General features: G+C 75.1%; 20 protein-coding genes. 5 read left to right on the top strand and 15 right to left on the bottom strand.

What is annotated here, in order from left to right:
* Positions 1 to 24: 24 nt before the first annotated feature.
* The gene (locus tag ACH4SE_RS05255) at positions 25 to 1,497 is read right to left on the bottom strand and encodes a hypothetical protein (RefSeq protein WP_398541931.1); all 1,473 of its coding nucleotides are present in this window, start codon (positions 1,495 to 1,497) and stop codon (positions 25 to 27) included.
* A 362-nt stretch (positions 1,498 to 1,859) separates the two neighbouring features.
* A complete protein-coding gene (locus ACH4SE_RS05250) occupies positions 1,860 to 3,239 on the bottom strand; it encodes a transcriptional regulator (RefSeq protein WP_398541930.1) in 1,380 nt (459 codons plus the stop codon).
* Between the two features lie 355 nt (positions 3,240 to 3,594).
* Here ACH4SE_RS05250 and ACH4SE_RS05245 point away from each other — a divergent pair, with 355 nt between their 5' ends.
* From ACH4SE_RS05245 to ACH4SE_RS05235, 3 genes are all read left to right on the top strand, one after another.
* The gene (locus tag ACH4SE_RS05245; RefSeq protein WP_398541929.1) at positions 3,595 to 4,314 is read left to right on the top strand and encodes a bifunctional DNA primase/polymerase; all 720 of its coding nucleotides are present in this window, start codon (positions 3,595 to 3,597) and stop codon (positions 4,312 to 4,314) included.
* 146 nt (positions 4,315 to 4,460) lie between these two features.
* Positions 4,461 to 5,327, top strand: coding sequence for an ABC transporter ATP-binding protein (locus tag ACH4SE_RS05240; protein WP_398541928.1), 867 nt, complete (start codon positions 4,461 to 4,463; stop codon positions 5,325 to 5,327).
* On the top strand, positions 5,324 to 6,958 hold the full coding sequence (locus tag ACH4SE_RS05235) for a transporter (RefSeq protein ID WP_398541927.1): 1,635 nt from the start codon (positions 5,324 to 5,326) through the stop codon (positions 6,956 to 6,958). The genes ACH4SE_RS05240 and ACH4SE_RS05235 overlap by 4 nt, the downstream gene beginning before the upstream one ends.
* A gap of 311 nt (positions 6,959 to 7,269) precedes the next feature.
* Here the strand turns inward: ACH4SE_RS05235 and ACH4SE_RS05230 are convergent, their stop codons facing one another.
* On the bottom strand, positions 7,270 to 8,523 hold the full coding sequence (locus ACH4SE_RS05230; RefSeq protein ID WP_398541926.1) for an MFS transporter: 1,254 nt from the start codon (positions 8,521 to 8,523) through the stop codon (positions 7,270 to 7,272).
* Positions 8,524 to 8,613: 90 nt separating this feature from the next.
* On the opposite strand from ACH4SE_RS05230, the gene ACH4SE_RS05225 reads away from it, so the two are divergent.
* Complete coding sequence (locus tag ACH4SE_RS05225) at positions 8,614 to 9,192, top strand: CGNR zinc finger domain-containing protein (protein WP_398541925.1); 579 nt, start codon at positions 8,614 to 8,616, stop codon at positions 9,190 to 9,192.
* A gap of 110 nt (positions 9,193 to 9,302) precedes the next feature.
* On the opposite strand, the gene ACH4SE_RS05220 is transcribed toward ACH4SE_RS05225, so the two are convergent.
* From ACH4SE_RS05220 to ACH4SE_RS05175, 10 genes are all read right to left on the bottom strand, one after another.
* The gene (locus tag ACH4SE_RS05220; RefSeq protein WP_398541924.1) at positions 9,303 to 12,290 is read right to left on the bottom strand and encodes a BTAD domain-containing putative transcriptional regulator; all 2,988 of its coding nucleotides are present in this window, start codon (positions 12,288 to 12,290) and stop codon (positions 9,303 to 9,305) included.
* 102 nt (positions 12,291 to 12,392) lie between these two features.
* Positions 12,393 to 12,866 carry a pilus assembly protein TadG-related protein gene (locus tag ACH4SE_RS05215; RefSeq protein WP_398541923.1) on the bottom strand — a complete coding sequence of 158 codons (474 nt, stop codon included), beginning with the start codon at positions 12,864 to 12,866 and terminating at the stop codon, positions 12,393 to 12,395.
* Positions 12,863 to 13,345 carry a TadE family protein gene (locus tag ACH4SE_RS05210; RefSeq protein WP_398541922.1) on the bottom strand — a complete coding sequence of 161 codons (483 nt, stop codon included), beginning with the start codon at positions 13,343 to 13,345 and terminating at the stop codon, positions 12,863 to 12,865. The genes ACH4SE_RS05215 and ACH4SE_RS05210 overlap by 4 nt, the downstream gene beginning before the upstream one ends.
* 118 nt (positions 13,346 to 13,463) lie before the next feature.
* Positions 13,464 to 13,931: a TadE/TadG family type IV pilus assembly protein gene (locus ACH4SE_RS05205; RefSeq protein WP_398541921.1), complete on the bottom strand. Its 468-nt coding sequence runs from the start codon at positions 13,929 to 13,931 to the stop codon at positions 13,464 to 13,466.
* 52 nt (positions 13,932 to 13,983) lie between these two features.
* Positions 13,984 to 14,229: a hypothetical protein gene (locus tag ACH4SE_RS05200; protein ID WP_398541920.1), complete on the bottom strand. Its 246-nt coding sequence runs from the start codon at positions 14,227 to 14,229 to the stop codon at positions 13,984 to 13,986.
* Between the two features lie 137 nt (positions 14,230 to 14,366).
* Positions 14,367 to 15,266 carry a type II secretion system F family protein gene (locus ACH4SE_RS05195; protein WP_398542140.1) on the bottom strand — a complete coding sequence of 300 codons (900 nt, stop codon included), beginning with the start codon at positions 15,264 to 15,266 and terminating at the stop codon, positions 14,367 to 14,369.
* Between the two features lie 2 nt (positions 15,267 to 15,268).
* Positions 15,269 to 16,174 carry a type II secretion system F family protein gene (locus ACH4SE_RS05190; RefSeq protein ID WP_398541919.1) on the bottom strand — a complete coding sequence of 302 codons (906 nt, stop codon included), beginning with the start codon at positions 16,172 to 16,174 and terminating at the stop codon, positions 15,269 to 15,271.
* The gene (locus ACH4SE_RS05185) at positions 16,174 to 17,481 is read right to left on the bottom strand and encodes a CpaF family protein (RefSeq protein WP_398541918.1); all 1,308 of its coding nucleotides are present in this window, start codon (positions 17,479 to 17,481) and stop codon (positions 16,174 to 16,176) included. Before ACH4SE_RS05185 ends, ACH4SE_RS05190 begins: the two co-directional genes overlap by 1 nt.
* Positions 17,478 to 18,278 (bottom strand): hypothetical protein, encoded by an 801-nt coding sequence (locus tag ACH4SE_RS05180; RefSeq protein ID WP_398541917.1) that lies wholly within the window; start codon positions 18,276 to 18,278, stop codon positions 17,478 to 17,480. Before ACH4SE_RS05180 ends, ACH4SE_RS05185 begins: the two co-directional genes overlap by 4 nt.
* Before the next feature lie 20 nt (positions 18,279 to 18,298).
* Positions 18,299 to 19,003, bottom strand: a complete 705-nt coding sequence (locus ACH4SE_RS05175) for a hypothetical protein (protein ID WP_398541916.1) — start codon at positions 19,001 to 19,003, stop codon at positions 18,299 to 18,301.
* 483 nt (positions 19,004 to 19,486) lie between these two features.
* Between ACH4SE_RS05175 and ACH4SE_RS05170 the strand changes: the two genes are divergently transcribed.
* Positions 19,487 to 23,983 (top strand): FtsK/SpoIIIE domain-containing protein, encoded by a 4,497-nt coding sequence (locus tag ACH4SE_RS05170; RefSeq protein WP_398541915.1) that lies wholly within the window; start codon positions 19,487 to 19,489, stop codon positions 23,981 to 23,983.
* Positions 23,984 to 24,092: 109 nt separating this feature from the next.
* On the opposite strand, the gene ACH4SE_RS05165 is transcribed toward ACH4SE_RS05170, so the two are convergent.
* On the bottom strand, positions 24,093 to 24,359 hold the full coding sequence (locus ACH4SE_RS05165; protein ID WP_031514107.1) for a WXG100 family type VII secretion target: 267 nt from the start codon (positions 24,357 to 24,359) through the stop codon (positions 24,093 to 24,095).
* A gap of 247 nt (positions 24,360 to 24,606) precedes the next feature.
* Positions 24,607 to 25,107 (bottom strand): hypothetical protein, encoded by a 501-nt coding sequence (locus ACH4SE_RS05160; RefSeq protein ID WP_398541914.1) that lies wholly within the window; start codon positions 25,105 to 25,107, stop codon positions 24,607 to 24,609.
* Between the last annotated feature and the right edge of the window lie 201 nt (positions 25,108 to 25,308).

Below are 25,308 nucleotides of genomic sequence, written 5' to 3'. Positions count from 1 at the left end.
CGGGGGCGGCCCGGCCCCTGCGGATCAGAGCTGGCTGTACTGGCGCTTGGTGAGGCCGTACGTGGCGGCGATGGAATTCCACAGCTTCACGGCGGCCTTCTTCTGCGAGGTCGCGGTGGCGCTCTCCTTGGTGGCCGCCTGCGTCTCACCGGTGTTGCGGGCGTGACCGCCCTTGCAGACGCTGCCGTTGCCCGCCGCCTGGTCGGCCCACGCCGCGTAGTGGCCGTCGGCCGACGAGGACGCCTTCCACGCCTTGGTCAGCGCCGTGGTCAGCTCCTCGTGCCTCGGGAGCTTGTCGACCGCGAGGGCGTCGAGCTGGGTGACCAGGCCGTCGCGCTGGGTCGCGGCCGCGCGCAGGTCGGCCGCGGCGCCCGGGAGGTTCTTGCAGCTCCTGATCGACTCGACCGCGCTGACCACCGAGCTGCGGCTCGCACCGCTGGAGGCCAGCAGCGCGTCCAGCGCCTTGGCCTGCGCCTCGGCGGTGCCGGCACCCGCGCCGGCGCCCGCCTTCCCGCCGCCGCCTGCCGCGCCGCTCTGGGTGGCGGGGGCGGTCGCGGACGGGCGGGTGTCCCCGGCGTCCGACGTGCCGCCGCCGCTGCCGCTCATCAGGCCGCCGACGACGAGGCCGGCCACCACGCAGCCCGCCACGACGATGCCGATGAGCACCTTGGGCGAGATCCGGCGGCCGCCGTCGTCCCCGTCGTCGGCGTAGCCGTCGTAGCCGTCGTGGCCCTGGTATCCGTCGCCGCCGTAGCCCGGCTGCCACTGCTGCTCCGGGTGGCCGCCCTGCTGGGGCCGGCCGCCGTGCGGCTGGAGGATGCGCGGCCGCATCGGCTCGGGACCGGGGACGTCGCTGCGGAAGAGGTGGTCGTAGTCGCTGTCCGGCGGCGCGGGCTGCTCGAAGTCCGCCGGGGCGGCGTACTGCTGCTGCCCGCCGTAGGACTGCTGGTCCGGGTACGGCGCCTGGCCCGGGAACTGCTGCGGGGCGGCGGGGCCGCGGTACTCGTCGTAGCCCTGCTGCTCCTGGAAGACCGCCAGCGGCTGGGTGGCCTCGGCCGGTGCGGGCTCGCCGGGGCCGCCCGCGGGGTAGGGCGGCAGCATCTGGGTGGCCTCCGCGGCCTCCGGGGGCTGCTGCGGCGCCTGGCCGGGGTACGGGGCCGCCGCGACGGGCGGCTGGGGCACCTGGCCCGGGTACGGGCCCTGCGCGGGCGGCTGGGGCGCCTGGCCGGGGTACGGGGCCGCCGCGGCGGGCGGCTGGGGCACCTGACCCGGGTACGGGCCCTGCGCGGGCGGCTGCGGGGCCTGGCCGGCGAAGGGCGCGGGGGCCTGGGGCGGGGCCGCGGGTATGGGCGGTGGTCCGGCGGCGGGGCCCGCCGCCGGGTAGGGCGGGAGCATCTGCGTGGCGTCCGCGGCCTCCACGGGCTGCTGCGGCGCCTGCGGCGCCCCGCCGGGGGTCCCGGCCGGGTCGCCCCACGGCGTGCCCGCAGGGGGCTGCACGTGCCCTCCGTACGGCTGCGGCTGCCCGGCGGGCTGGACGGCGCCTGAGTACGGTTCGGGCGTTTCCTCGCCGCGTCCGTTGCTGTGCATCGCCGTTGACTCCCGCCTTCACCAAGTGTCGGACGAGCGCACACGCTACCCGGTGAACGCGAACGGGGGCCACGGACCCGAACGGGTGAGCGCCCGGTGGCGGCGCGCTCCGGTGGTCCGCGGCGGCGCGGCAGGCCGCGGCGCCGGGATTTCCTGCGCTTTGGGCGCGCCGGTGGAAACGATGTCGGAACGGTAACGATTCGGTGTGCGCCGGCCCGTTCACCGTTCCACCCGGCTCTTCGCGGCGTGGCGGGGGGCCGGCGGGCCCGTCGTCACGCCGCCTCCTGCACCTCCAGCCGCGCGCCGAACTCCCGCACCGACGGCTCCGCCGAGAACGGTTCGAGGCGGCGGCGGAAGTCCTCCAGATATTCCGCGCCGCGGTCCGAGCGCAGCCCGGAGAGCAGGGCCACCGCCTGGGTGCCGGTGTGGCAGGCCTGATCGATCTCCCGCTGCTGCACCTGCGCGTCGGCCAGCAGCAGCATGTCGATGGCGCGGCGCCTGGTGCGGCTGACCGGGTGCGCGGCCAGCGCCTCCTCCGCGCGCCGGGCGGCGGGCGCGGCCTGGCCCAGGTCGCGGTGGCAGTGCGCCAGTTCGTCCGCGAGGTAGGCGTGGTCGAAGTGCGCGATCCACGCCGGGTCCTGGTCCGGCTGCGAGCGCTCCATGGCGCCGACCGCGAGGCCGGCCACCGTGGCGAAGGTCCGCGCGTCGCCGAGCAGCGCGTGGCCGCGCGCCTCGGCCGCGTAGAACATCGCCTCCGCCGTGTGCCCGACCTGGCCCCTGGCGCCTTCCTGGGCGGCGCGGGCCAGTTGGGCGATCTCCCGCGGATTGCCCAGCGCCGCGGCGAGGTGGCTCATGCTCGCGGCTAGGATGTAGCCGCCGTACCCGCGGTCGCCGGCGGCCTGGGCGAGCCGCAGCGCCTGGATGTAGTAGCGCTGCGCCAGGCCCGGCTGGCCGGTGTCCACCGCCATGTACCCGGCCAGTTCGGTGAGCCGGGCCACCGCGGAGAACAGCTCGCGGCCCACCGATTCGCGGTAACTGCCCGCCAGCAGGCCCGAGACCACGCTGTTGAGGTAGTGCACGACGACCGGCCGGACGTGGCCGCTGCCGAAGCGGTGGTCCAGTTCCGTGAGCGCCTGGGTGGTCGCGCGGACCGCCTCGACGTCCGACGTCCCCACCCTTGCGCCGCCGTTGCGGGCCACGCCCTGGTCGGGGCGGGTGATCAGCCAGTCCCTGCTGGGCTCGACGAGCGCGGAGGCGGCGACCGTGGAGCCGGTCAGGAACTCCCGCCGGCCGACGTCGCTGCGCCACAGCTCGCAGACCTGCTCGATCGCGCCGAGCACCGTGGGCGAGAAGTGCAGGCCGATGCCCGTCGCCAGGTTCTTGCCGTCCGCCATGCCGATCTCCTCGATCGACACGGCCCGGCCGAGCTTGCGGCCGAGCGCCTCGGCGACGATGCCCGGCGCCCTGCCGCGCGGCTGCTGCCCGCGCAGCCAGCGCGCCACCGACGTCTTGTCGTAGCGCAGGTCGAGGCCGTGCTCGGCCCCGCACATGTTCACCCTGCGGGCGAGACCGGCGTTGGAGCAGCCGGCCTCCTGGATGAGCGACTGGAGCCGCTCGTTGGGCTGGCGCGCCACAAGTGGTCGTGCGGCCATGGTTGTCCCCCTCGTCCTCGTCGACCCGTCCCGGTGACCGACGTCCGTTAACGGCTCCGCGGCGCGACGTGCCGCGGCCCGACTGCGGCGCGCCCGGCGGGCGTTCGCTTCACCCGGTGGCACGTCCCCGCATGGCTGTGCGGCTTCCGCTGGGCGATACTTTCCCAGCCCTTGGCCGGGAAATGCCCCGCTTTGCGGGATTTCACCGGCAAGCGCCGGTGCACCGCCCCCCACTGACTACCCGTCACCGGACCCCGCTGCCCCCGCGCGCCCCCGTTAGTGCATCTGTGCGCCCGCAGTGATCCGGCCCGCAACCGGCCGTAACCCCAGGCTGCGAGGGGGTGTTGTGCAGTGCGTGGACGAATGCACCGCACCCCCGCCCCCACGCGACGGCGACCTGGCCGAGGCGGCTGTCCGCTACGCCGAGGACCGCCAGTGGGACGTCCTGCCCGGCACCTGGCTCGAGTCCGATCCGACCGGTGCCCCCCGCTGCTCCTGCGGCGCCCCCGACTGCCCCGCGCCCGGCGCGCACCCCACCCGCCCCGACTGGGCGACCGGGGCGAGCGGCGCGGTCGCGGCCGTGCGGCACATGTGGCAGAAGCAGCCGCGCTCCTCCGTGCTGCTGCCGACCGGGCGCTCCTTCGACGTCCTGGAGGTCTCGGAGAACGCCGGCTGCCTCGCGCTGGCCCGCAGCGAGCGGATGGACCTGCCGCTCGGACCGGTGCTGGGCGCCCCCGGCCGCCGGATAATGTTCTTCGTCCTGCCGGGCACCGGCGGCAAGGTGCCCGACACGCTGCGCCGCTTCGGCTGCCGTCCCTCGACGCTGGATCTCTCGGTACGCGGCCGGGGCGGCTGGGTCGTCGCGCCCCCCACCAGAACCGTTCCTGCGGGCACGGTCGTGTGGGCCCGCAGGCCCACCCCCGCTAACCGCTGGCTGCCGGACGCGACGCAGGCGCTCGGCGCGCTGGCCTACGCCTGCGCGCGCGAGGCGACGGAGGCCCGGGGCGGCGCCGCGCCCGCCGGACGGCCGGCCGCCGGCGCCGTGGCGTCCGCCGCGCCGGCGGGGAGACGCTGACCGGCCCCTGCCACGCCCCGCCCCTCCCACCGGTCGTCACGGAACGCAAGAACCGCAAGCGCGGCGGTCACTGTCAGTGGCCCCGTCTAGGGTGTCCTTGTCCGTGGGGGAGCCGCGGGCACGGGGCAGGGGGGAGGCGGCAGAGCATGGCCGAGCCGGAGAAGCCGGAGCGGGAGGCACGCAGCGGCGCGCCGCTGCCGTACTACGGGAATCGCACGGAGGGCGCCGGCGGGCCGGAGGACGGTCCCGTCCCGGCGGTGCGGGTGCGCGGGCTCTGGAAGCAGTTCGGCACGCAGGCCGCCGTGGCGGGCGTCGATCTCGACCTGCCCGCGGGCCTGTTCGTGGGCCTCGTGGGGCCCAACGGGGCGGGCAAGACGACCACCCTGTCCATGATCACCGGCTTGCTGCGGCCGGACGACGGGCTGGTGCAGATCCACGGCCACGACGTGTGGGCGGACCCGGTCGCGGTGAAGGCCAGGATCGGCGTGCTCCCCGAAGGCCTGCGGCTGTTCGAGCGGCTGTCCGGGCGCGAACTGCTCGCCTACACCGGCCGGCTGCGCGGCCTGCCCGGCGCCGAGACGGACCGGCGCGCCGCCCAGCTGCTGGACGTGCTGGACCTGACCGGGGCCCAGCACAAGCTGGTGGTGGACTACTCGACGGGCATGCGCAAGAAGATCGGCCTGGCCGCGGCCCTGCTGCACAATCCCGACGTCCTCTTCCTCGACGAGCCGTTCGAGGGCGTCGACCCGGTGTCCGCGCAGGTCATCCGCGGGGTGCTGGAGCGCTTCACCGGCGGGGGCGGCACGGTGGTCTTCTCCTCGCACGTGATGGAGCTGGTGGAGAGCCTGTGCGACTGGGTCGCGGTGATGGCCGCGGGCCGGATCGTGGCGCGCGGCCCCCTCGCCGAGGTGCGCGGCGAGGCCGGCAGCCTCCAGGAGGCCTTCCTGGCGCTGGTCGGCGCCGACCGCTCCGGCGGCGAGGGCCTGGAGTGGCTGGGCGGCGGCGCACGATGAGCGGCACCACGGCTGCCCCGCCCGCGGCCCCCGCCACGGTGACCGCCGTCTTCGTCCGGCTCAAGCTGTCGCTCATGCGCAACGGGCTGCGGCAGTCCACCGGGCGCACGGCCGGCTGGTGCGTCGGCGTGGGCCTGGCCCTGCTCTTCGCGGCGGCCAACACCGCGGCGCTGCTGTCGATGCGGCACAACGAGCACGCGCCCGCCGTCGCCGTCACCGTGGCCGTGGTGCTCGCCATGGGCTGGGCCGTGGTGCCGCTCTTCTTCTTCGGCGGCGACGAGACCCTCGACCCGACCCGGCTCACGATGCTGCCGCTGCGCCCGCGCCCGCTGCTGACGGCGCTGCTGGTCTCCTCGCTGATCGGCGTCGGCCCGCTGCTGACGGCGATGCTGACCGTGGGCGCGGTCGTCTCGCTCGCCCACGGCGCCGCGGCCGGCGCCGTCGCGGTGCCGGCCGGGCTGCTCGTCGTCGCCCTGTGCGTCACGCTCTCCCGGGCGGTGGCCGCCGCCAACACCCGGCTGCTGACCAGCCGCAGGGGCCGCGACCTCGCGGTGCTCAGCGGCGTCTTCGTCGCCATAGGCGCGCAGCTGGTGAGGGTGGGCGCGGATGCGCTGTCGGACGGCGACGGTCTGGGCCACGCGGACTCCGCGCTGCCCGTGGTGCGCTGGATACCGCCCGGCACCGCGGTCGACGCCGTGCGCTCCGCCGACCGCGGCGCGTACGGTCTGGCGGCGCTCCAACTCGCCCTCACCGCCGTGGCGGTGGCGGCGGTGCTGCGGTGGTGGCACCACAGCCTGGTGCGGCTCATGGTCTCCCCGGACGCGTCCACGATCGCCGCCGCCCCGGAGGAGTCCGGAAGCCGCGCGGACACCGCCGGGCGCACCCGGCGGCTGCCCTGGCCGCGACTGCCCGAGGGCCGGACGGGCACGGTCATGCAGCGGCAGTTCCGCTACATGTGGCGCGATCCGCGCGCCAAGGCCTCGATGGTGACCGGGCTCGCGGTCGGACTGCTGCTGCCGGCCGTCGCCGTCTTCCAGCACGGCAGCGTCTACCAGTGCCTGTGGGCCGCGGGGCTGCTCGGCGTGCAGATGTTCAACCTGTTCGGGACGGACGGCTCCGCGTTCTGGACGGTCGCGGCATCCGTCGCCGACCGCCGCGACGCGGAACTGGAACTGCGCGGGCGGGCGCTCGCCGTCGCCGCGATAGCCGTGCCCTACGTCACCGTGGTGACGGCGGGCGCGGCGGCCGTCCTCGGCCGGCCCGGCGCGCTGCCCGAGACGCTGGGGGTCTCCTACGCGTTCCTGGGCGCGCTCCTCGCCGTCGGGTGCGTCACGAGCGTGCGCCACCCGTACGCGCTCCCGCACGACAACCCCTTCGGCAGCGCGGCCCCGGGCCAGAACAGCCTCGCCGGTCTCAGCCTGCTCGGCGGCACCCTCAGCGCGGCGCTGCTGTGCGCGCCGGTCTTCGCGCCGGTCGTCGTGCTGCACCTGACCGGTCACCACGGCCTGCTCTGGCTCGCGCTCCCCGTCGGCGTCCCCTACGGCGCCGCGCTCGCGGCGCTCGCGCTCCGCTTCACCGCTCCCCGGCTCCTGGGGCGTCTCCCCGAGATCCTCGCGGCCGTCCGCCTCTAGCCGGCGGGGGTGCCCTCGTCCCCGCGGGGGGTGCGGGCAACAGGTCACCGGCCGGTGGTCCCGCGCGCACGGAGCCGCCCCTCCGGGCCGGTGACGGGGTGCACCGCCGTGGCGGGCGGGCCGCGCCCCCGCGCCTAGGGCGTGTCCGCAAAGTCCCGCCTGGCAGACGGCGCCTGGCACGCACGCTCGCTACGTTGTCGGGCTCGTCCGAGTAGGCCCACTACGAGGACGACCCTCCGCCTTGCGATCGCACGCACCAGACACCGTCTGCCCCGCCCTCCGGGCGGACGACGGGACTTTGCGGACACGCCCTAGGAGTGCTCGCCCCGCGGCGCGCCCGCGTCCGCGCGGAAGGTGAACGCCAGGGCCAGGACGGGGAGGGCGGCGCCCAGGGCCGTCGTCAGGGGCCAGCCGCCGAGGTGGTAGGCGGCGGAACCCGCCTGCGAGCCCACCGCGCCGCCGACGAAGAACGTCGCCATGTACGCGCTGTTGAGGCGCGCCCGCGCGGCGCCGTCGAGGGCGTAGACGACGTGCTGGCCCAGGACGAGCGTGGTCTGGACGGCCATGTCCAGCAGCACCGCCGCCGCGCCCAGCGCGAGCACGCTGTGCCGCCCGGCGGCCGCCAGGCCGAAGGCGGCCGCGGCGGCGGCGAAGGCCGCGGCGGTCATCGGGCGGACGAGGCCGCGGTCGGCCCACCGCCCGGCCAGCGGGGCGACGAGCGCGCCGCCCGCGCCCGCGAGGGCGAACAGCCCCACCTGCCACTGGCTGTAGTGGAAGGGCGCGGCGGTGAGGACGAAGGAGATCGTCGTCCAGAAGACGCTGAACGCCCCGAACATGGCCGCCTGGTAGAGCGCCCGGCGGCGCAGCGCCGGATGGATCCGCAGCAGCCGCACCGTCGAGCGCAGCAGCGCCCCGTAGGGCAGCGCGGCCGCGGGCTGCCGCGGCGGGAGGGCGGAGCGCAGCACCAGCGTCAGGGCGGTCATCAGCGCCGCCGAACCGAGGTAGACCACGCGCCAGCTCGTGGCGCCGGCGACCAGGCTGCCCACCGTGCGGGACAGCAGGATCCCGGTGAGCAGACCGCTCATCACCTGCCCGACGACCCTCCCGCGGCTGGCGTCGGGCGCGAGGTCGGCGGCGTACGGCACGAGGATCTGGGCGACGGTCAGCGTGCAGCCCAGGACGAGGGACGCGGCGAGCAGTACCCCGAAGTCCGGTGCGAGGCCGGCCAGGGCGAGCGCGGCCACGGTGAGGCCGAGCAGCAGCGTGGCCAGCCGCCGCTTCTCCAGCACGTCGCCCAGCGGCACGACGAGCAGCAGCCCGAGGGCGTAGCCGAGCTGCCCGGCGGTGACGAGGCCGCCCGCGGTGACGGTGCCGACGTGGAAGGACCGGCGCAGCTCGCTGAGCAGCGGCTGCGCGTAGTAGAGGTTCGCGACGGTCAGGCCGCAGGCGACGGCGAGCAGCACCACGAGGCCGCGCGGCGGACCGTCCTGGGGCGCCGCGGCCGGGCGCTCACCACCTTCCCGGAGGGTCTTCGCGAGGCCTGCGGGGCCGTTCGGCTGGGACATCGTCACCTCATCGCGCGGGGTTCACGGCACCGGTCAAACCGGTGCGATGACGGTACCAGTCATACCGGTTCCGGAGGTACGCTGGCCGGCATGACGGAGAGCACCGCCGCGCCGCGTTTCCGGCAGGGGGCCGGGCGCCTGTCCCTGGACTACCTGCGCACCCTGCGCCACCGCGGGACGCCCATGGCGCGGGAGGAACTCGCGGACGGCGCCGCGCTCGCGCAGTGGGTGCGGCAGTGCGGACCCGCGCTCGACGGCGCCGCCGAAGTGCCCGGCGAGGCGGCGGTGCACGAGGCCCGCGCGCTGCGGGAGGCCGTCCACGCGCTCCTCGCCGCCGCCAGGGCGGGGGACCCGTCCGCCGCCGCACCCGCCGCCCGCGACCGGCTCAACCGCGCCGCCGCGCACGCCGTACCCGTCCCGCGGCTCACCGCGCGGGGCGAGCTGCGGTGGCAGGCCGCCGAGCCCGTCACCGCGGTGCTCGCCCTCGTCGCGCGCGACGCCCTCGAACTCGCCACCGCGCCCGCGCTCCTGTCGCGCCTTCACGAATGCGCCGCCGCGGATTGCGGGGCGTTCTTCCTCGACGCCTCCCGCCCCGGCACCCGCCGCTGGTGCTCCATGGACGTCTGCGGCAACCGCGCCAAGAAATCGGCCTTCCGCGCCCGCCACTGACCCCGCGCGGGGCGCGCGTCGCCGACGACCCGCAAGGCCCCCGGTTGCCCCCGACCACGCCGGAGGGGCCCACCCGCTGCGGGTGGGCCCCTCGGGCGGAAGGGCGCGGCCTACGCCAGTTCGGCGAGCGACTGGCGCCAGGACGGGTGGAGGTCGTCGAGGAGGGCCTCGACGCGCGGGGGCAGGCCGCGCGCGGGGCCGGCGGCGGTGCGGCTCAGGAGGGAGGCGGCGGCGAATTCGAGGCGGGCCGGGTCGCCGGTGGCGTGCGCGGCGCGCAGCAGGGCGAGCCAGAGGCGCTCGTCCTGGGGGGCGACGCCCATGCCCGTCTCGACCGCGGCGACCGCCGCCTTCGGCTTGCCCGCGTCGAGGTGCAGGGTGGCGAGCGCGAGGGCGATCTCGGCGACCAGCACCGGGTGCTGGGCCTCGACGATCTCGTGCGAGAGCCATCCGTAGCGGCCGGGGGCGCGGTTGTCGAGGAGGCGGCCGCGGGCCAGGGAGAGGGCGTCGGTGAGGAGCCGGCGGCGGGCGACGGGGTCGTTCGCCCCGACACCCTGCTCGGCCTGGTGGTGGAGGGTCTGGAGGACGTCCCAGTCGGAGACGACGGAGGTGGCGAGCACCATGCGGCCGCTGTCGTCGTAGGAGAGCCGCGGGGTGCCGTCGGGGTCGGTGCCGAGCCAGTCGCGGAGCCGGTCGACGAGCCCGTCGCGGACGTCCTCGGTGACGCCGCGCGGCCACAGCGCGGACGCCAGGACGCGCGGGTGGACGCCTTCGCGGTGCAGCAGGAGCAGCGCGAGGGCCTCGTGGAGCAGCGGGCCGCGGTCGGCCTCGGGGGCCTCGACGCCGTTGACCTCGAAGGCGCCGAGGAGCCGGGCGTAGATGCCGGGGCGGCCGCGGTCGCTGAGGTCGACGAGGAAGGCGGGGGCGCCGGGGTCGGGGTCGCGGCCGTCGTCGCCCGCGGCCTGCGCGAAGAGCTGGAGCACCGCGGCGTACTGGGCGGCGGGCAGCCGCTGGGCGGCGAGGTCGAGGCCGAGCAGCGGCGCGGTGAGGCGGCCCGCGGGGCTGATCTCCAGCTCCCAGGCGGCGCCGGGCACGGCGGCGGTGTCGGCCGCGAGGAGGTAGCCGATGCCGAGCCGTCCCGCGTCGGCGGCGAGTTCGGCGATCCGGGCGGTCTGCTCGTCGCCGGGCCGGTCGGCGACGAGCACCAGGTGCGGCGCCCACTGGCTGTGCTGGGCGCGCCCGGCGCGGCCGGTGAGGACGCTGTCCTGGCCGGCGGCCTGGAGCGCGGCGCGGCGCTGGGCCGTCTCGGCGGCCAGGGCCTCGATGGCCTGGGAGACGTCGGCGACGTGCCGTACCCGGGCGGGGGCGAGGGCCGTGAGGTCCTCGGCGAAGCCGACGAGGGTCACCGTCATCCGGTCGGACCAGCCGTTGGTGGCGAGTTCCGCGGCGACGGAGGCGAGCACGGCGTCCCGGTCGGCCTTGGCGCCGGCCAGCGAGACGACGCCGGGCACCGCTTCGAGGTTCAGCAGCAGCCGCGCCTCGTCGAGGGTGCCGAGCGTGACCAGGCCCGGGTAGGGCGCGGCCGCCGCGGTGCCGGCGTCGGCGGGCAGCGCGGTGCGGGCGAGCCGCCAGAAGGTCTCGTCCTGGCCCAGCTCCCAGGGCGCGGGCGGGCGCCCCTCGGCCCAGGCGAGCTGGAGGTGCAGCTCGTCGGGGGTGACCCAGGCGGCGTAGACGGTCGGCAGCTGCCGCCCCTCGGCGTCGAGCTGGGCGGACAGCGCGCGCAGGCCCCGGTCGAGGAAGGCGACGGTCTCGGGGTCGGCGCCGATCCGCAGCGCGTCGTCGGCGTCGGCGGCAGGGCCCTGCGGGGTGCGCGGGACGCGCAGGATGCCCTCGGCGACGGACTGCCACAGCTCGGTGCGCCGGCGCCGGCCGAGCGCGGCGAGCAGGCCCGCGGCCAGCAGCGGGGCGGCGATGAGCGCCTCGGGCAGCTGGGAGAGCCCGCCGTGGTGGGCGGCGTGGACGGTGGGGACGTGCCCGGCACCGTGCGCGCCGGCCTGCTCGGCGGCCGGGGCGGGCGCGGGCGCGGCGGGCGAGTGGTGCTGCTCGGACGCGGGGGTCTGCGCCGGCGTCTGGTGCGGGGCCTGGTGCGCGCCGCCGCCCGCGCCCTCGGCGGCGGTGTCCTTGGCGCCGCCGTGCTCGGCGTAGTGCTGGATGTCGTGGGCGACGTGCTGCACCTGCTGCGCCCCGGCGGCCGGCATGTCGACGATCTCGCCGCCGGTCGCGTCGCCGGGCATCTCCATGATCCAGCCCGGCCGGATGAGGCTGGCCTGCGACAGCTTCGAACCGTCGGGCTGCACGCGGTCCTTGTTGAGGGCGTAGATCTCCTTGTAGCGGCGCCCGTCGCCGAGGTGGCGCTGGGCGATGTCCCACAGGGAGTCGTGGTGGCGGCCCTCGGGCGGCTGGATCCGGTAGAACTTCGTGTCCTGCTGGGTGTGTTCGATGCTGCGGACCGTCCCGGCGTGGCCCGCGCCGCCCTCCGGCGGGGCGACGACGTTCGAGGATCCCTGGTGCGGGACGCCCGGGGTCTGCTGCGCGGCGGCGACGGCGCCCGGGCGGCCCTGGTGCTCGGCCTGGTGGTGCGTGCCGTGCTGGCCGAGCACGGGCGACAGGGTGGCCGCGCCGACCCCGAGCAGCAGCAGCGCCGCGACGAGCTGGCGGGCCAGCAGCTGGCTCCCGCCGGATCCGGGGATGTGCCGCGGCATGCCCACCCCGGAGAACGCCGCCTTGCCCTCGACCAGGACGCACGCGGTGAACTGCGCCCAGGCCAGCCACACCAGCACCGCGAGGGAGTTGACGAAGGTCTTGGTGGTGATGGGCTGGCGCAGCACGTCGGAGTCGAAGTGGTGCGGGAAGGGCGAGCCTATGTAGTGGAGCAGCGCTCCGGGCACGCCGACCACGAGCACGGCGAGCACCACGAAGGCGCCCAGCGCGCGGACGACGTCGCCGAACGTACGCTGCCGGCGCGGCGGCCGGCCCGGGTTCGGCCCCGGCCCCGGCCTCGCCTGCGACTGGTGGCGTCCCGTGGCGGTGGAGCGTGCCATCGCTGCTGCCCTGCTTCCTCTGCTCCGTTGTGTGCTGTGGGTTCCTGACGTTATGCGACGTGCCGGGGGGCGCGATACGTGCCGGCGCGCCCGTACCGCGGGCTACTGCGTGAGCGCCTCGGCGGTGGCCGTGCCGGTCACGGCGTGGCCCTTGACCGCGAAGAGGCTGGTCACCAGCGGCTCGAAGGTGACCTGGACGGTGACGGTGACCCGCCGGCGGTTGCCCCTGCAGCTCGCGTGCCTGACGTCGTCCGCGCTGAGGCCCGCCGCGGTGAGGAACCTGGTGATGTCGCTCATGCAGTTGCCGTACAGGATGGGCGCGGTCTTCCCCAGGTTCGCCCCCGAGCGCAGGGCGTCCACGTCGATGTCCTGCGCGGCCGCGCGGGCGGCCTGCTCGGCGAGGTCGGCGGCGCGCTCGCGGGTCGACAGGACCCGGCCGCCGTCGACCACGAAGGCGGCGAGCGTGACGAAGAGCAGCGCGAAGATCAGGAGCGCGATGGCGCCCGAACCCTGGTCGTCCCCGCGGCCGCAGGCGTCCCGCAGTGCCCGCAGGCGGGCGCGCAGCAGGTGCTTCACTCGAACCTCCGGTAGGGGTCGAGGGGCGAGGCGAACTCGCTGCTCAAAGTGGTGGTGATGGGCAGGCCCAGGTCGGACAGGCCGCGGACCGAGCAGGAGACCTGGACGGTGTAGACACCGCCGGGGGCCCACCGGGTGTTGTCGTGGGTGATCCTGATCGGGCCGGAGCAGATGTGCTGGAGGTCCTGGGTGGCGACCTGCCGGGCCGCGCTGTTGGCCTTGGCGTGGTTGCCGTGCAGCGAACCCGCCCGCGCCGCGTCGCGCGCGGCGCCGTCCAGCTCGCCGCGGGCGTCGGCCAGTTGCCCGAAGGCGACCAGCACCAGGATGAAGAGGATCAGCACCGGGGCGATGATCACGACCTCGACCGTCGAGATCCCCGCGTCCCCGTCCCCGTCCCTCTCCCCCGCCGCGGCGCGCCGCCGAAGGGCCGGCGCCGAGGCACGCGCGGCCGCGGTGGCCGTCACCGTCCTGTACGTCACCGTCCGGCCGTCCTCACTGTCCCCGTCCGAGTCATCCCCGAAGTCCCCGAAATCCCCGTTGTCCGCGCGGTGCGCGCCGTCCGCTCCCTGCCCGCTGCCGTCATGCCGGGCCGCTCCCTCACCCGTTGGGCATGAACTGCTCGATCGGCCCCTCGGACTTGCGGTCCACCGTGATGCCGATGCCGAGGATCGACGGCACGTGCCCCGACACCTCCACGCTGATCCGGTCGCCGTGTCCCGGGACCCGCTGGGCGGTGACCTTCGGGCTGGTGAGCAGGCTGCCGCCGAGCCCGTTGATGTAGGAGTCGGCCTTCCTCTGCGCCCTGCCCTGCCAGTCGCTGCCGGCCACTGCGGCCTGGGTACGGGCCTCCCGGGCGCCCGCCCGGGCCGCGGCGATCGCGACGTGCGTGGCGAAGTAGTACATCGCGAACTGCACCGTGACGATGATGACCCCGAAGACGACCGGTGTCAGGAAGACGAACTCGATCGCGGTCATCCCGCGGTCGTCCGCCCTGCGCCGCCCCACGCCGCTGTCGCCGCGCGCGGCGGCGAGCCGGTCGCGCAGCACGCGGCCCACCGCCTTCATGCTCTTCCCCGTCCTCTTCGCTGTTCCGGTGCCCGCCGGTGTCCGGCGGGCGTCAGCACTTCGACGCGCTGCTCGCGGTGTCGATGCAGTTCGTGACGTCCGTGGTCTTGTCGTTCAGCGCCTTGCTGATGGCGAAACCGATGCCGCCGACGAGTGCGGCGACGATCGCGGAGATGATCACCCATTCCACGGCGGAGGCGCCGACGCTGCGGCCCTCCGTGCGTGCCCAGGCGATGCGGCGGCGGACGAGCCCGGTGACCGCGGCGGTCGCCTTGGCGAGGGGGTTGGGACGGTTCATGGTCCGGATCCTTTCTGGCGGACGACTCTCGGATGCGTTGTCTGTCGTGCGTCGTGCGTCGTGACTCGTGCTTCGTGCGTCGAACCCGCGGCGCCGTTGCCGCCCTGTCGGTGGGACGCGTGCGGTGGTGGTCCGGTTCACGCCTGGAAGACGCGCATGGCGGCCGGGAACATCAGGAAGACCAGGAAACCCGCGGCGAGCATCAACTGTGCCACGAGCATGGACTGCGAGTTCTCGCCCGCGGATCCCTCGATCTCGGCGAGCTCGCGGTGCCGCATGGTCTCCGCCCGGGAGGCCAGCGACTCGCGGATCTTGGCGCCGTCGTCGGCCACCAGGCCGAGCGCGACGGACAGGTCCTGCAGCTCCTCGACGCCCAGTTCCGCACCGAGCCGGCCGAGCGCGACCCACTGGCTGACGCCGGTGATCCGGGCGTCGTTGAGGCAGGTGCGGATCCGGACCAGCGCCCAGCCGTCGCTGACCTCGGCGGCGGCCATCAGCGCCTCGGGCAGACCGCGCCCGCCGGCCAGGTTCATCGACACCAGGTCCAGGTAGGCGCCGATCACCCGGCGCAGGTCCTTGCGCTTCTCCGTGGCGTCGCGGCGCACTTCGAGGTCCGGCAGCATGAAGAACAGTCCCGCGCAGACCAGCGCCAGCCACACCGGGATGATCGGGCTGATGCCGAAGCCCAGCTGCCAGATCAGGGCGTAGAGGAACGGTCCGAAGACCAGGCCGACGGCGCCGAGCAGCAGCTTGGTGGCGAGGAAGCCCTCGAAGCTGCGGTCCAGGACGGCCAGGTCGGCGCGCATCGAGCGCAGCTCCCAGCCCTGTTCGAGGTAGAAGGCGGCGACCCGCTGCCCGATCCGGCCGCGCAGGTCGGTGGGTTGGGGGGCCGGTCCGGACACGGGGCCCTGGGCGCGCAGCGCGTCGATCTGCGCGACGGTGGCAGCGGCGCTGCTGCGGCTCGGGGCGAGGGCCCTGACGAGGGCGTAGACGCCGATACCGGTCACGGCACCGAGCAGTCCGGCCAGTGCGAGCATGTTCACCGGTGCAGCACCTCCTGCCGCTGGGCGTGGAGTTCGGGCGAGTGGACGAGGAAGCGCGCCGGGGTCTCGACCTTCGACAGGCTGCGCAGCCACCAGAAGCCGGCGCCGAACAGCGCGCACACCACCAGCAGCACCATCTGCCCCAGCAGCGTGCCGTAGGGCTTGACGAAGCCGCGGTTGAAGATGGCGAGCGCCAGCACCACGACGACCGAGACGATGACCACGATCTGCACGCTGCGCCGGGTGCTGGCGCGCTGCGCCATCACCCGCTGCCGCATGTCGACCTCCTCGCGCGCCGACTTGGCGAGCGCCCCCAGGACCTCCCGGAGGCCCGGCCCGCGCAGGCGGGAGTTGAGGATCAGGGCGGCGATGATGATGTCGGCGGAGGCGTCGTTGATCTCGTCGGCGAGGTGCTGGAGCGCGTCCGGCAGCGGGGTGCGGGCGCGCAGCCGGTCGACGAGGGCCTCCAGGTGGGTGCGCAGCGCGGGCGCGGCGGCGCGGGCCGAGGAGGGGATCGCCTGCTCCAGGCCGACGGCGCCGGCGATGGTGTCGCGCAGCGACTCCGTCCAGCCGGCCAGCGCCTCCACCCGCTTCATCGCGGCGCGTTCGTCGGCGGCGCCGCCGAAGAGCTTGTCCCAGGTGAAGACGAGCAGCGCGGTCGCGATGCCGAGCACCGCCCAGCGGGTGAGCGCGATGACGCCGATACCGGCGACGGCGGCGATGGAGCCGCGCTGCGACAGGAAGCGCATCATCTCCGCCGCCCTGTCGGCGGGCGCCTCACCGGGTGCGACGGGTTTGGGCGCCCAGCCGCGGATCGCGACCACGAACAGCGCGATGCCGCCGCCGACGACGGCGCCGGCGAGCAGCCCGTACATCACGGTCAAGGAGAAGACACCGGTCATTACCGCCACACCCCCGTGGGCTGGTAGCCGTGGGCGAGGAGTTCGTCGAGGCAGGAGATCGGCGCGTGCGGTACCGCCGCGCCGGTCCTGCCCTCGGCGAAGACCTCGCTGGAAAGGACCCTGCCGTCCACGCCGTTGACCTCGCGGACCGAGGTGACCATGCGGCGCAGGGTGCCGCCGTGCTGGAAGTCGTTGCGGCGCTGGACGAAGATCACGAAGTCGATGGCGCCCGCGACGAGCATCTGCGAGGCCTCGATCGGCAGCCGCTCGCTGGCCTGCAGCGCGTAGGTGGAGATGCGGTTGAAGACCTCGGCCGAGCTGTTGGCGTGGATCGTGGACAGCGAGCCGTCGTTGCCCTGCGACATCGCGTTGAGCATGGTGACGATCTCGTCGCCGAGGACCTCGCCGACGATGACCCGGGAGGGGTTCATGCGCAGCGAGCGGCGGACCAGCTCGGCCATGGAGATGGCGCCCAGGCCCTCGGAGTTGGGCAGCCGCTCCTCGAACGCCACGACGTTGGGGTGGAGTTCGGGGAACTGGTCGAGGCCGAGTTCGAGGGCGCGCTCGACGGTGATGAGCCGCTCGTGCGGCGGGATGACGTTGGCCAGCGCCCGCAGCAGGGTGGTCTTGCCGGCGTTGGTGGCCCCGGCGATCATCACGTTCTTGCGGGCCATGACGGCCGCGTGCAGGAAGCTGGCCAGCTCCGGGGTGATGGTGTGGTTGCCGACCAGGTCGGCGAGGAAGACCTTGCCGAGCCTGGCCCGGCGGATGGACAGCGCCGGCCGACGCGTCACGTCCATCACGGCCGAGAGCCGGGAGCCGTCCGGCAGCCGCAGGTCCAGCTGCGGGTTCGCCGAGTCGAAGGGGCGCGAGGACAGGCCCGAGTAGGCGCCCAGCACCTGTATGAGCTCGATCAGTTCCTCGTCGCTCTCGGCGACCGGTTCGCCCTGGAGCTCGCGGCCGTCGGAGTAGCCGACGAAGACCTGGTCGCAGCCGTTGATGTCGATGTTCTCGACGTCCGGGTCGTCCAGCAGCGGCTGGAGCCGGCCGACACCGAAGAGCGCCGCGTGCACGGCGGCCGCGTACGCCTCCTCGGCGAGCGCGTCCAGCGGGGTGCGGCCGGCGTTGATCTCCCGGCGGGCGTAGTCCTCCAGGATCTGGGCGATGATCGCGCGGGCGAACTGCCGCTCGTCCTCCGCGGTCATCGCCGGGGCGCCGGAGACCTGGTCGAGCCGCCGCTGCTCGGCTATCCGGTCGCCGGCCTGCTCCCGGAAGCGCTTGACCAGCAGGTGGTCGATCTCGCTCATCGGAAGACCCCGTACCGGTTCGGTACGTCGGCGGCGATCTGCCGCGCGGAGCGGATCAGCAGGGACTTGTCGAGCCGTCCGCGGCGCCGCCCGGTGAGCATGTCGGCGCCCGCCGGGTCGTGGGCGATGGTGCCGACGACCCGCGCGGATATCTGCGAGGCGACCAGCATCTCGTTGGCCTGCGCGGCGATGCGGGCGCTCTGCCCGGGGTCGGCGACCAGCAGCACGCCGATCGGCGGGAGGCCGAGGGCGCCGGCGCCGCGCTGCGAGCCGTGCAGCTTCGCCGACAGCGCGGCGGCCCGGTCCCGTACCCGGGCCAGGTGCTCGGCCTCGGTCCTGGCCACCAGCAGCACCAGCGCGGCGTGCTGGAAGAGGCCGAGCGACGGCGAGTCGCCGCTGATCCGGCCGCAGTCGGCGATGACGTCGGCCGCGCCGTTCGGCGACTGGCCGAGTATCGAGAAGACCTCGCCGAGGACCGGCCACAGCCCGGTCAGGCCCGTGGCCTGGTCCGAGCCGCCGAGGCCGACGAGGACGTCCAGGCCGCCGGCGAGCGACTGGGCGTGCTCCCACAGCTGCTCGGCGGCCAGGCCGCGGCGGGCGGCCGCGGCGAGCGAGAGCACACCGACGTTGGGGTCGAGCATGCCGCCGTGGGCGGCCCGCGAGCGGTAGACCAGGTCGCCGCCGGCCGGGTCGGTTTCGGCGAGCAGGGCGCGCCGCGGCCACACCGCGGCCAGTGCGAGAGCGGTCGTGGTGACGCCGGGCGAGCCCTTGTCCGCCGCGAGGGCGATCAGTGCCATGAGTAGGTGCCGCCGCTCACTCAGTTCCCGCCGGCGGGCGCGATGCGCACCAGGGTGACGTTGCCGGCCGAGGCCGCGTTGGTCAGCGGGCCCGCGTCGGCGGTGTCGGCGAGGACGGTGACGTACGTGTTGCCGCTGCCGGAGCCGGAGCTGTCGGCGTCGATGGACTTCACGATCAGCTTGTTGCTGATCAGGGTGCTCTGCTGGCCGCCGCCGGCATTGCCGGAGGAGTCGTCGCCGCTGTCCTTGGCGGCGTCGCTGCCGACGAGGTACGCGGCCACGGAGTCACCGACGCTGAGCGAGTTCCGGGGGAACTGCCCGTCCTGGAGGGAGAGCCCGATGAGGGACTTGCCCTGCGTGAGGACGTTGTCCTTCTTGGTGATCATGTTGCTGGACAGGACCGAGTCCGGCACGAGCGTGACGGCGGCCCGGTAGTTGTCCAGCAGGTCGCCGCGCTGCTCCCAGCGGATCAGCCCGAGACCGGAGTCGTCGGAGAGGTCCACCGAGCGGATCGCGGACTCGGGTATCGGGTCGCCGGCCGCGACCGCCTGGGTGATCTCGACGTACGAGTCCTTGTGGCTCGCCCGCACCACCGTCAGCACGGCGCCGAACGCGCCGAGCAGGATGAGCAGCACGGCGAGCGCGGCGAGCGCGGGCTTGCGCTCGCGCGGCGCCGTCGGCAGCCGCTCACCGCCGCCCGGCATCCCGACTGCCGGCGCGGGCATGGCGGCCTGGCGGTGCCCGCCACCGCCTCCGCTGGAACGATCCCTGGTCCTCACGTGACTGCCCCCGTCGCTCGTACGCGACTTACGGTCGTTCGCGGACGGGCCGTCACCGGGGTGCCTGGCTGCCGACCGCTTTCCAATGTCAAGTCACGGGGACGCTATCAGCGCCCGACAAAGCCCCTCAAGGACGTTGGGCGACAGACGGACCACAGCCCTGCAACAGTTCCGCACTCCCGCACCCTCCGCGGCGGCCCGTGAACCCCCGCAACACGGCTCCGAACGGCCGTGGTTGGCCGTCCGGCCCGGGACACCGGCCCGGCACGCGGGGCCGTGTTCACGTTTTGCTCACAACCGCCCCGGCCGGGAGGGGGTTACGTGAGGTTTCCGGAGGCGGATAGCCTCCTGGGACAGGTACGTGCGCCCGGGCCGGGGCCGGAGCGTGAGGTTCGGGCCGGCCGGCCGCGGCGGGGGAGGGAACATCCCATGCGGGTGACCGTGACGGTCGTACAGCAAGGTGAGGAAGGGCGTGACGTCGTCGTCGCGGCGGACGACGGGGCCTCGGCCGCCGACGTGGCCGCCGCGCTGGCCCAGGCCGCGGCGGGCGGCGCCCCGCAGCTGAGCGCGGCACCGGCCGGCGGCGGCACGGTGCTGGCCTTCCCCGGGACACGCGGAGCGCCCCCCGGGGCGGCAGTGCAGCTGTGGGCGGACGGCCTGCTGTGCGATCCGCAGGCGCCGGCCGGCGCGGTGCTGCGGGACGGCATGCGCGTCACCACCGACGACTCCATCGGCCCGTTCATGCGCACCGGCGAGCCCTCCGGGCGCGTCGAGCTGCGGGTGTGCGGCGGCCCCGGGGCGGGCCGGGTCGCCCGGCTCGGTCTGGGCAGGGCCACCCTCGGATCGGGGCAGCACTGCACGGTCTCGGTGCCGGACGCGGTGCTCCCGCAGGTCGCCGCCCGGGTGTCGGTTGCCGCGGACGGTACGGTCACGCTGGCCGTGGAGCCGGGCGCGGAGCTGACCCTGGAGGGCGAGCCCGTCACGGGCGAGCGCGCATGGCCGCTGGGCGCGCAGATCCGCTGCGGCGACACCGTCGTCGTGCTGGACGTCCCGAGCGAGCCGGACGCGCACCTGTCGCCGATGGGCGAGGGCGGCCTGGCCTACAACCGGCCGCCGCGGCTGAAGTCGCTGCCGCCGCGCCCCCGGCTGTACGTGCCGCAGCCGCCGCAGAAGGGCGAGGGCGCGCGCTTCCAGTACATCGCGGCGCTCGTGCCGCTGATCTTCGGCCTGTCGATGTACTTCATGGTGCACCAGGTCTACATGCTGCTCTTCTGCCTGATGAGCCCCATGATGCTGGCCGGCCAGTGGTTCAGCGAGTCCCGCGAGGGCAAGCGCAAGGACCGCAACACCGCCAAGCAGTTCAAGGCCGAACTCGCCCAGCACGAGATGACGCTGGAGAGCGCGCGGCTCACCGACCGCGCCGAGCGGCGGGCCGCGTACCCGGACGCCGCGCAGATCCTGCTGTGGGCGACCGGCCCGCGGATGCGGCTGTGGGAGCGCCGGCTCACCGACCACGACGTGCTGCGGCTGCGCATCGGCGTCGCCGACCTGCTCGCCGACATCGAGCTGCTGCCCAAGGGCGGCCACGTCCAGGAGGGTTCGCCGCAGCCGGTGCCGCCCAAGGTCAACGACGTGCCGGTGCCGCTGCCGCTGACCGAGCTGGGCGTCGTCGGCGTCGCGGGGCTGCGGCAGCGGACGCTGGCCACCGCGCGCTGGCTGGTGGCGCAGGCCGCCGTGCTGCACAGCCCGCGGGACCTGTCGATGGTCCTGCTGTCGTCCGAGCCGGACGCCGGGCAGGCGTGGAGCTGGGCGCACTGGCTGCCGCACCTGGCGCCGCAGCAGGGCCAGGACTGCGTCGCGCTCATCGGCACCGACGGCGAGACGACCGCGCGCCGGATCAACGAACTGCTCCAGGAGCTGGAGCGCCGCAAGGCCGACGCCCTGTCCTCCGGCGGTGGCGGCGGGCTGCGGCCCGACCCGTTCGTGCTGGTCGTCCTCGACGGCGCCCGGCTGCTGCGGCGCACCCCGGGCGTACCGCAACTGCTCCAGGAGGGCCCGCGGTTCGGCATCCTCGCGCTGTGCCTGGACGCCGACGAGCGGCTGCTGCCCGAGGAGGTGCGGGCCGCGGTGTGCTGGTCGCCGCAGGACGACGCCCGCGTCCACCTGCGCGGCGCGGGCCTCGAAGCGCTCGGCGACGTGCTGGCCGACCAGGTCGGCAGCGACTGGTGCCAGCTCGTCGCCCGCTCGCTGGCGCCCGTCCGGGACGTCAGCCGGGACGACGCCGACAGCGCGCTGCCCACCTCCGCCCGGCTGCTGGACCTGCTGGGCATGCCCGACCCCACCGGGCAGGACGTCGCCGGGATCTGGCAGCGCGGCGGCTCCAGCACGGCGGCGCCCATCGGCATCGGCGCCGACGGCACCTTCGTGCTCGACATCCGGCGCGACGGCCCGCACGCGCTCGTCGCCGGCACCACCGGCGCGGGCAAGTCGGAGCTGCTCCAGACGGTCATCACCTCGCTCGCCGTCGTCAACCGGCCCGACGCGCTCAACTTCGTGCTCATCGACTACAAGGGCGGCAGCGCCTTCCTGGACTGCTCCCGGCTGCCGCACACCGTCGGCATGGTCTCCGACCTCGACGCGCACCTGACCGAGCGGGCCCTGGCCTCGCTCGCCGCCGAACTGCACCACCGTGAGACGATCCTGTTCAACGCCGCCACCAAGGACATCGAGGACTACGGCGACGCGCGGCGGCTGCGGCCCGAACTGGAGCCGATGCCCCGGCTGGTGCTGATCATCGACGAGTTCGCGTCACTGGTCGCCGAACTCCCCGACTTCGTCGCCGGCCTCGTCGACATCGCCCGCCGCGGCCGCTCCCTCGGCGTGCACCTGGTGCTCGCCACGCAGCGGCCCGCCGGTGTCGTCAGCGCCGACATCCGCGCCAACACCAACCTGCGCATCGCCCTGCGCGTCACCGACGCCGACGAGTCGCGGGACGTCATCGACGCCCCCGACGCGGGCGCCATCGCCAAGTCCACGCCGGGCCGCGCCTACGTGCGCTCCGGCGCCCAGTCGCTGGTCGGCGTGCAGTCCGCGCGCATCGGCGGCCGCCGCCCCGCGACCGGGCAGAGCCGCGCCAAGGCGGGCGTCCAGCCGCTGGGCTGGTCCGCGCTCGGCCGGCCGCTGCCGCGCGGCGCGGGCGGCGACGAGGACGACGGCACGATGGTCACGGACCTCGCGGTGCTGGTCGACGCCATCGCCGCCGCCTCGGACCTGATGGGGCTGCCCGCGCCGCGCAAGCCGTGGCTGGACCCGCTGCCGGAGTCCGTGACGATCGCCGAACTGGCGTCCTCCGCCGTCGGCTCCGCCGCGTCCCGCACGGCTGCCGGCGGCGCCTGGCAGGACGTGCCGCCGATCCCCTACGGCCTCACCGACCTGCCCGCACAGCAGGCGCGCACCCCGCTCGTCGTCGACATCGTGCACGGCGAGCACGTGCTGATCGTCGGCGGCCCGCGCTCCGGCCGCTCCACGGCGCTGCGCACCTTCGCCGGCTCGCTGGCGAGGACGGCCTCGCCGCAGGACGTCCACCTCTACGGCATCGACTGCGGCGCCAACGCGCTGCTGCCGCTGGTGGGCCTGCCGCACTGCGGCGCCGTCGTCACCCGCGACCAGCCCGAACGCCTCCAGCGGCTGCTGGACCGGCTTGCCGCGGAGGTCTCCCGGCGGCAGCAGATGCTCGCCCTGCGCGGCGCCTCCAGCGCCGCCGAGCAGCGCGCGATGGCCGCCGCGCCGGAGGACCGGCTGCCGTGGATGGTGCTGCTGCTCGACAGCTGGGAGGGCTACGTCTCGACCTTCGAGTCGTACAACTACGGCAAGCTCGTCGAGGCCGCCCAACGGCTCTTCCGCGAGGGCGCCGCGGCCGGCCTGAAGATCGTCATGACCTCCGACCGCAGCGGCTTCTCCGGGCAGATCTCGTCGGTCTTCGCCGACAAGCTCATCCTGCGGATGGCCGACCCCAACGACTACACCACCGGCGGCCTCGCGGTGCGCGAGGTCCCCAAGAGCATGCCGTCCGGGCGGGCACTGCGGCCCACCGACCACGGCGTGCAGGAGAGCCAGATCGCGCTGCTCGCCCCGGAGCCCTCCGGGCAGGCCCAGGTGGAGGCGCTGCAGCGGATCGGGCGGGAGGCGGCCGAGCTGCACCGCGGGTCCCCGCGCGTCAACCGGCCCATGCGGGTGGACGCGCTGCCGCCGCGCATCACCGTCAGCGAGGCCCTGGCACTGGACCCGGACTTCGCGCCGCCGTCGACGCTGTGGGCGCTGCTCGGGGTGGGCGGCGACGAACTGCAGCCGATGGGCATCGACCTGCGCGAGTCGGGACCCGGCTTCGTCGTCGCCGGGCCGCCGAAGTCGGGGCGCTCCACCACGCTCATCGCCGCGGCCCGCTCACTGACCGCGGCCGGGGTGCCGGTGGTCCTCGTCAGCCCGCGCCGCTCGCCGCTGCGCGAACTGGCCGGGGAGCCCGGGGTGCTGGGGCTGCTGACGGGCGACGCGACGGGCGACGACCTCAAGGAGCTGACGGACCTGGCAGGGGCCGGGGCGGCCTACGTCGTGGTCGTGGACGACGGTGAGCTGATCTACGACACACCGCTCGACTCGGCGCTGGAGGCGGTCGTCAAGTCCGGTCTCGACGGCGAGCACGGGCTGATCGCCGCGGGCTCGGCGGACCAGATGGGCTCGCAGTACCGCGGCTTCCTCGTCGAGGCCCGGCGCTCGCGCAGCGGGCTGCTGCTGTCGCCGCAGGGGTCGAGCGAGGGCGACCTGTTCAACGTGCGGCTGCCGCGCGACGTCGGCGGAGGGCCGGTCGGCCGCGGGCTGCTCATCAGGGGCGGCGACATGGTGCAGGTCCAGGGCGTGGCCCTGGGCTGACGGCGGGGCGGACACGCGGAGGGGCCGGTCCCGGGGTGTGACCCCGGTCCGGCCCCTCACTGCGTCGCGCACCCCCCAGGGGCGGTCACGCGGTCGGGCGCTCGCGCACTCAGCGCGTCGCGGCCTCGATGTTGTCCGCGTTCGTGCTGGCCGACTTCTGCGCGTCGTGCAGCGTGGCCACGAACTTGTCGAAGGTGGGCTTGAGCTGCGCCCACTCGCTGCGGAAGCGCTCGGCCGCCGGGCCCTTCCAGTAGCTCTCGCTGCTGGAGGTCGCCGACTGCAGGTGACCGATCAGCGTGCCGAGGTTGCCCGCCTCGGTGCTGAACTTGCCGGACAGGTCGCGCAACTGCTGGATATCAGCACCATGGATGGACATATCTAGCCTCCCCGTTACCTCAGGATGTTCACGGGCCCCTCGCCCGCCCTCGGGACGCTAGCGCACCAGCCACCCGATTGCAGTAGATCACCGCCATCCTCCGACACCAACTACACAGTTGTTGCGAAGGGAAGACACGATCGCGACCTGCTGAGCCGCAGTCAGGGCAGCACAAGGCGGCCCCTGCGCGGCCCCGTCCGCCCCGCCGCGGGACTCCCGGGGGGCCGTGCGGGGCCCTGACGTGCGGTCAGTCGCTGGGCAGGCCCGTCCGGGCGAAGACGTCGGTGGGCCCGTCCGTCCATGTGACGGTCAGCGTCTTGGCGTCGGCGGACAGCCGGCCCCGGCCCGTGGTGCGCTGGGTGTCGCCGTCCATGCACGTGAGCGTGATGGCGATGGCGTCCTTGCCGGTGTAGGTGCCGCCGCAGAGGTGAGTGCTGGTCAGGCCCGCCTTGCCGGCTCCCAGGACGAGCTGGACATTCGTCGCGCCCTCCGCCGCGAGCCACACGCCCTCGACGGTGTCCGTCGCGCCGGCCGTCTGCCCGGAGTCCGTCGAGGAGGCGCCGGGCCCGGGCGCCGTGGTGGTGGCCGGCTCCGCGGAGGCGTTCGCGGGCGGGCTCACGGAGGGCGAGTCCGGCTGCCCCGTCGCGCTCGGTGTCGCCGTGGCGTCGTCCTTGCCGCCGCCGCTGCCGCCGCAGCCGCCCAGCGCCATCGCCGCGGCCACCGCCATCGCGGCGACCCCGGCTCTCATCACTCCGTGACGCACTCTTCTCCCCCATGACGCGATACGAATCCGGCGACCGCAAGCTACCAGCAGGCCTTATGAGGGTGCCTCCGCTCGCCCGCCGGGCCCCGTGGCCCACGCGGCCCGCGTCCGACGCACCGTCACCCCGCCCCGCAGCCCCGCGGCCGCACTGCCGGAGCGCAGCGTGGCACGGGCCACCCGCCACGG

It is taken from the genome of Streptomyces sp. NPDC020983 (genome assembly GCF_044333485.1).
Taxonomy (GTDB): domain Bacteria; phylum Actinomycetota; class Actinomycetes; order Streptomycetales; family Streptomycetaceae; genus Actinacidiphila.
The sequence above is the reverse complement of the archived record's forward strand: the minus strand, read 5'-3'. Positions and strand labels throughout refer to the sequence as shown.

Coding starts and splice junctions, on each gene's coding strand:
- ACH4SE_RS05200 (WP_398541920.1), bottom strand. CDS start 14,229: ATGAACCGTCCCAACCCCCTCGCCAAGGCGACCGCCGCGGTCACCGGG.
- ACH4SE_RS05205 (WP_398541921.1), bottom strand. CDS start 13,931: ATGAAGGCGGTGGGCCGCGTGCTGCGCGACCGGCTCGCCGCCGCGCGC.
- ACH4SE_RS05190 (WP_398541919.1), bottom strand. CDS start 16,174: ATGACCGGTGTCTTCTCCTTGACCGTGATGTACGGGCTGCTCGCCGGC.
- ACH4SE_RS05170 (WP_398541915.1), top strand. CDS start 19,487: ATGCGGGTGACCGTGACGGTCGTACAGCAAGGTGAGGAAGGGCGTGAC.
- ACH4SE_RS05180 (WP_398541917.1), bottom strand. CDS start 18,278: ATGGCACTGATCGCCCTCGCGGCGGACAAGGGCTCGCCCGGCGTCACC.
- ACH4SE_RS05175 (WP_398541916.1), bottom strand. CDS start 19,003: ATGCCCGCGCCGGCAGTCGGGATGCCGGGCGGCGGTGAGCGGCTGCCG.
- ACH4SE_RS05165 (WP_031514107.1), bottom strand. CDS start 24,359: ATGTCCATCCATGGTGCTGATATCCAGCAGTTGCGCGACCTGTCCGGC.
- ACH4SE_RS05185 (WP_398541918.1), bottom strand. CDS start 17,481: ATGAGCGAGATCGACCACCTGCTGGTCAAGCGCTTCCGGGAGCAGGCC.
- ACH4SE_RS05220 (WP_398541924.1), bottom strand. CDS start 12,290: ATGGCACGCTCCACCGCCACGGGACGCCACCAGTCGCAGGCGAGGCCG.
- ACH4SE_RS05250 (WP_398541930.1), bottom strand. CDS start 3,239: ATGGCCGCACGACCACTTGTGGCGCGCCAGCCCAACGAGCGGCTCCAG.
- ACH4SE_RS05230 (WP_398541926.1), bottom strand. CDS start 8,523: ATGTCCCAGCCGAACGGCCCCGCAGGCCTCGCGAAGACCCTCCGGGAA.
- ACH4SE_RS05235 (WP_398541927.1), top strand. CDS start 5,324: ATGAGCGGCACCACGGCTGCCCCGCCCGCGGCCCCCGCCACGGTGACC.
- ACH4SE_RS05240 (WP_398541928.1), top strand. CDS start 4,461: ATGGCCGAGCCGGAGAAGCCGGAGCGGGAGGCACGCAGCGGCGCGCCG.
- ACH4SE_RS05160 (WP_398541914.1), bottom strand. CDS start 25,107: ATGAGAGCCGGGGTCGCCGCGATGGCGGTGGCCGCGGCGATGGCGCTG.
- ACH4SE_RS05195 (WP_398542140.1), bottom strand. CDS start 15,266: ATGCTCGCACTGGCCGGACTGCTCGGTGCCGTGACCGGTATCGGCGTC.
- ACH4SE_RS05225 (WP_398541925.1), top strand. CDS start 8,614: ATGACGGAGAGCACCGCCGCGCCGCGTTTCCGGCAGGGGGCCGGGCGC.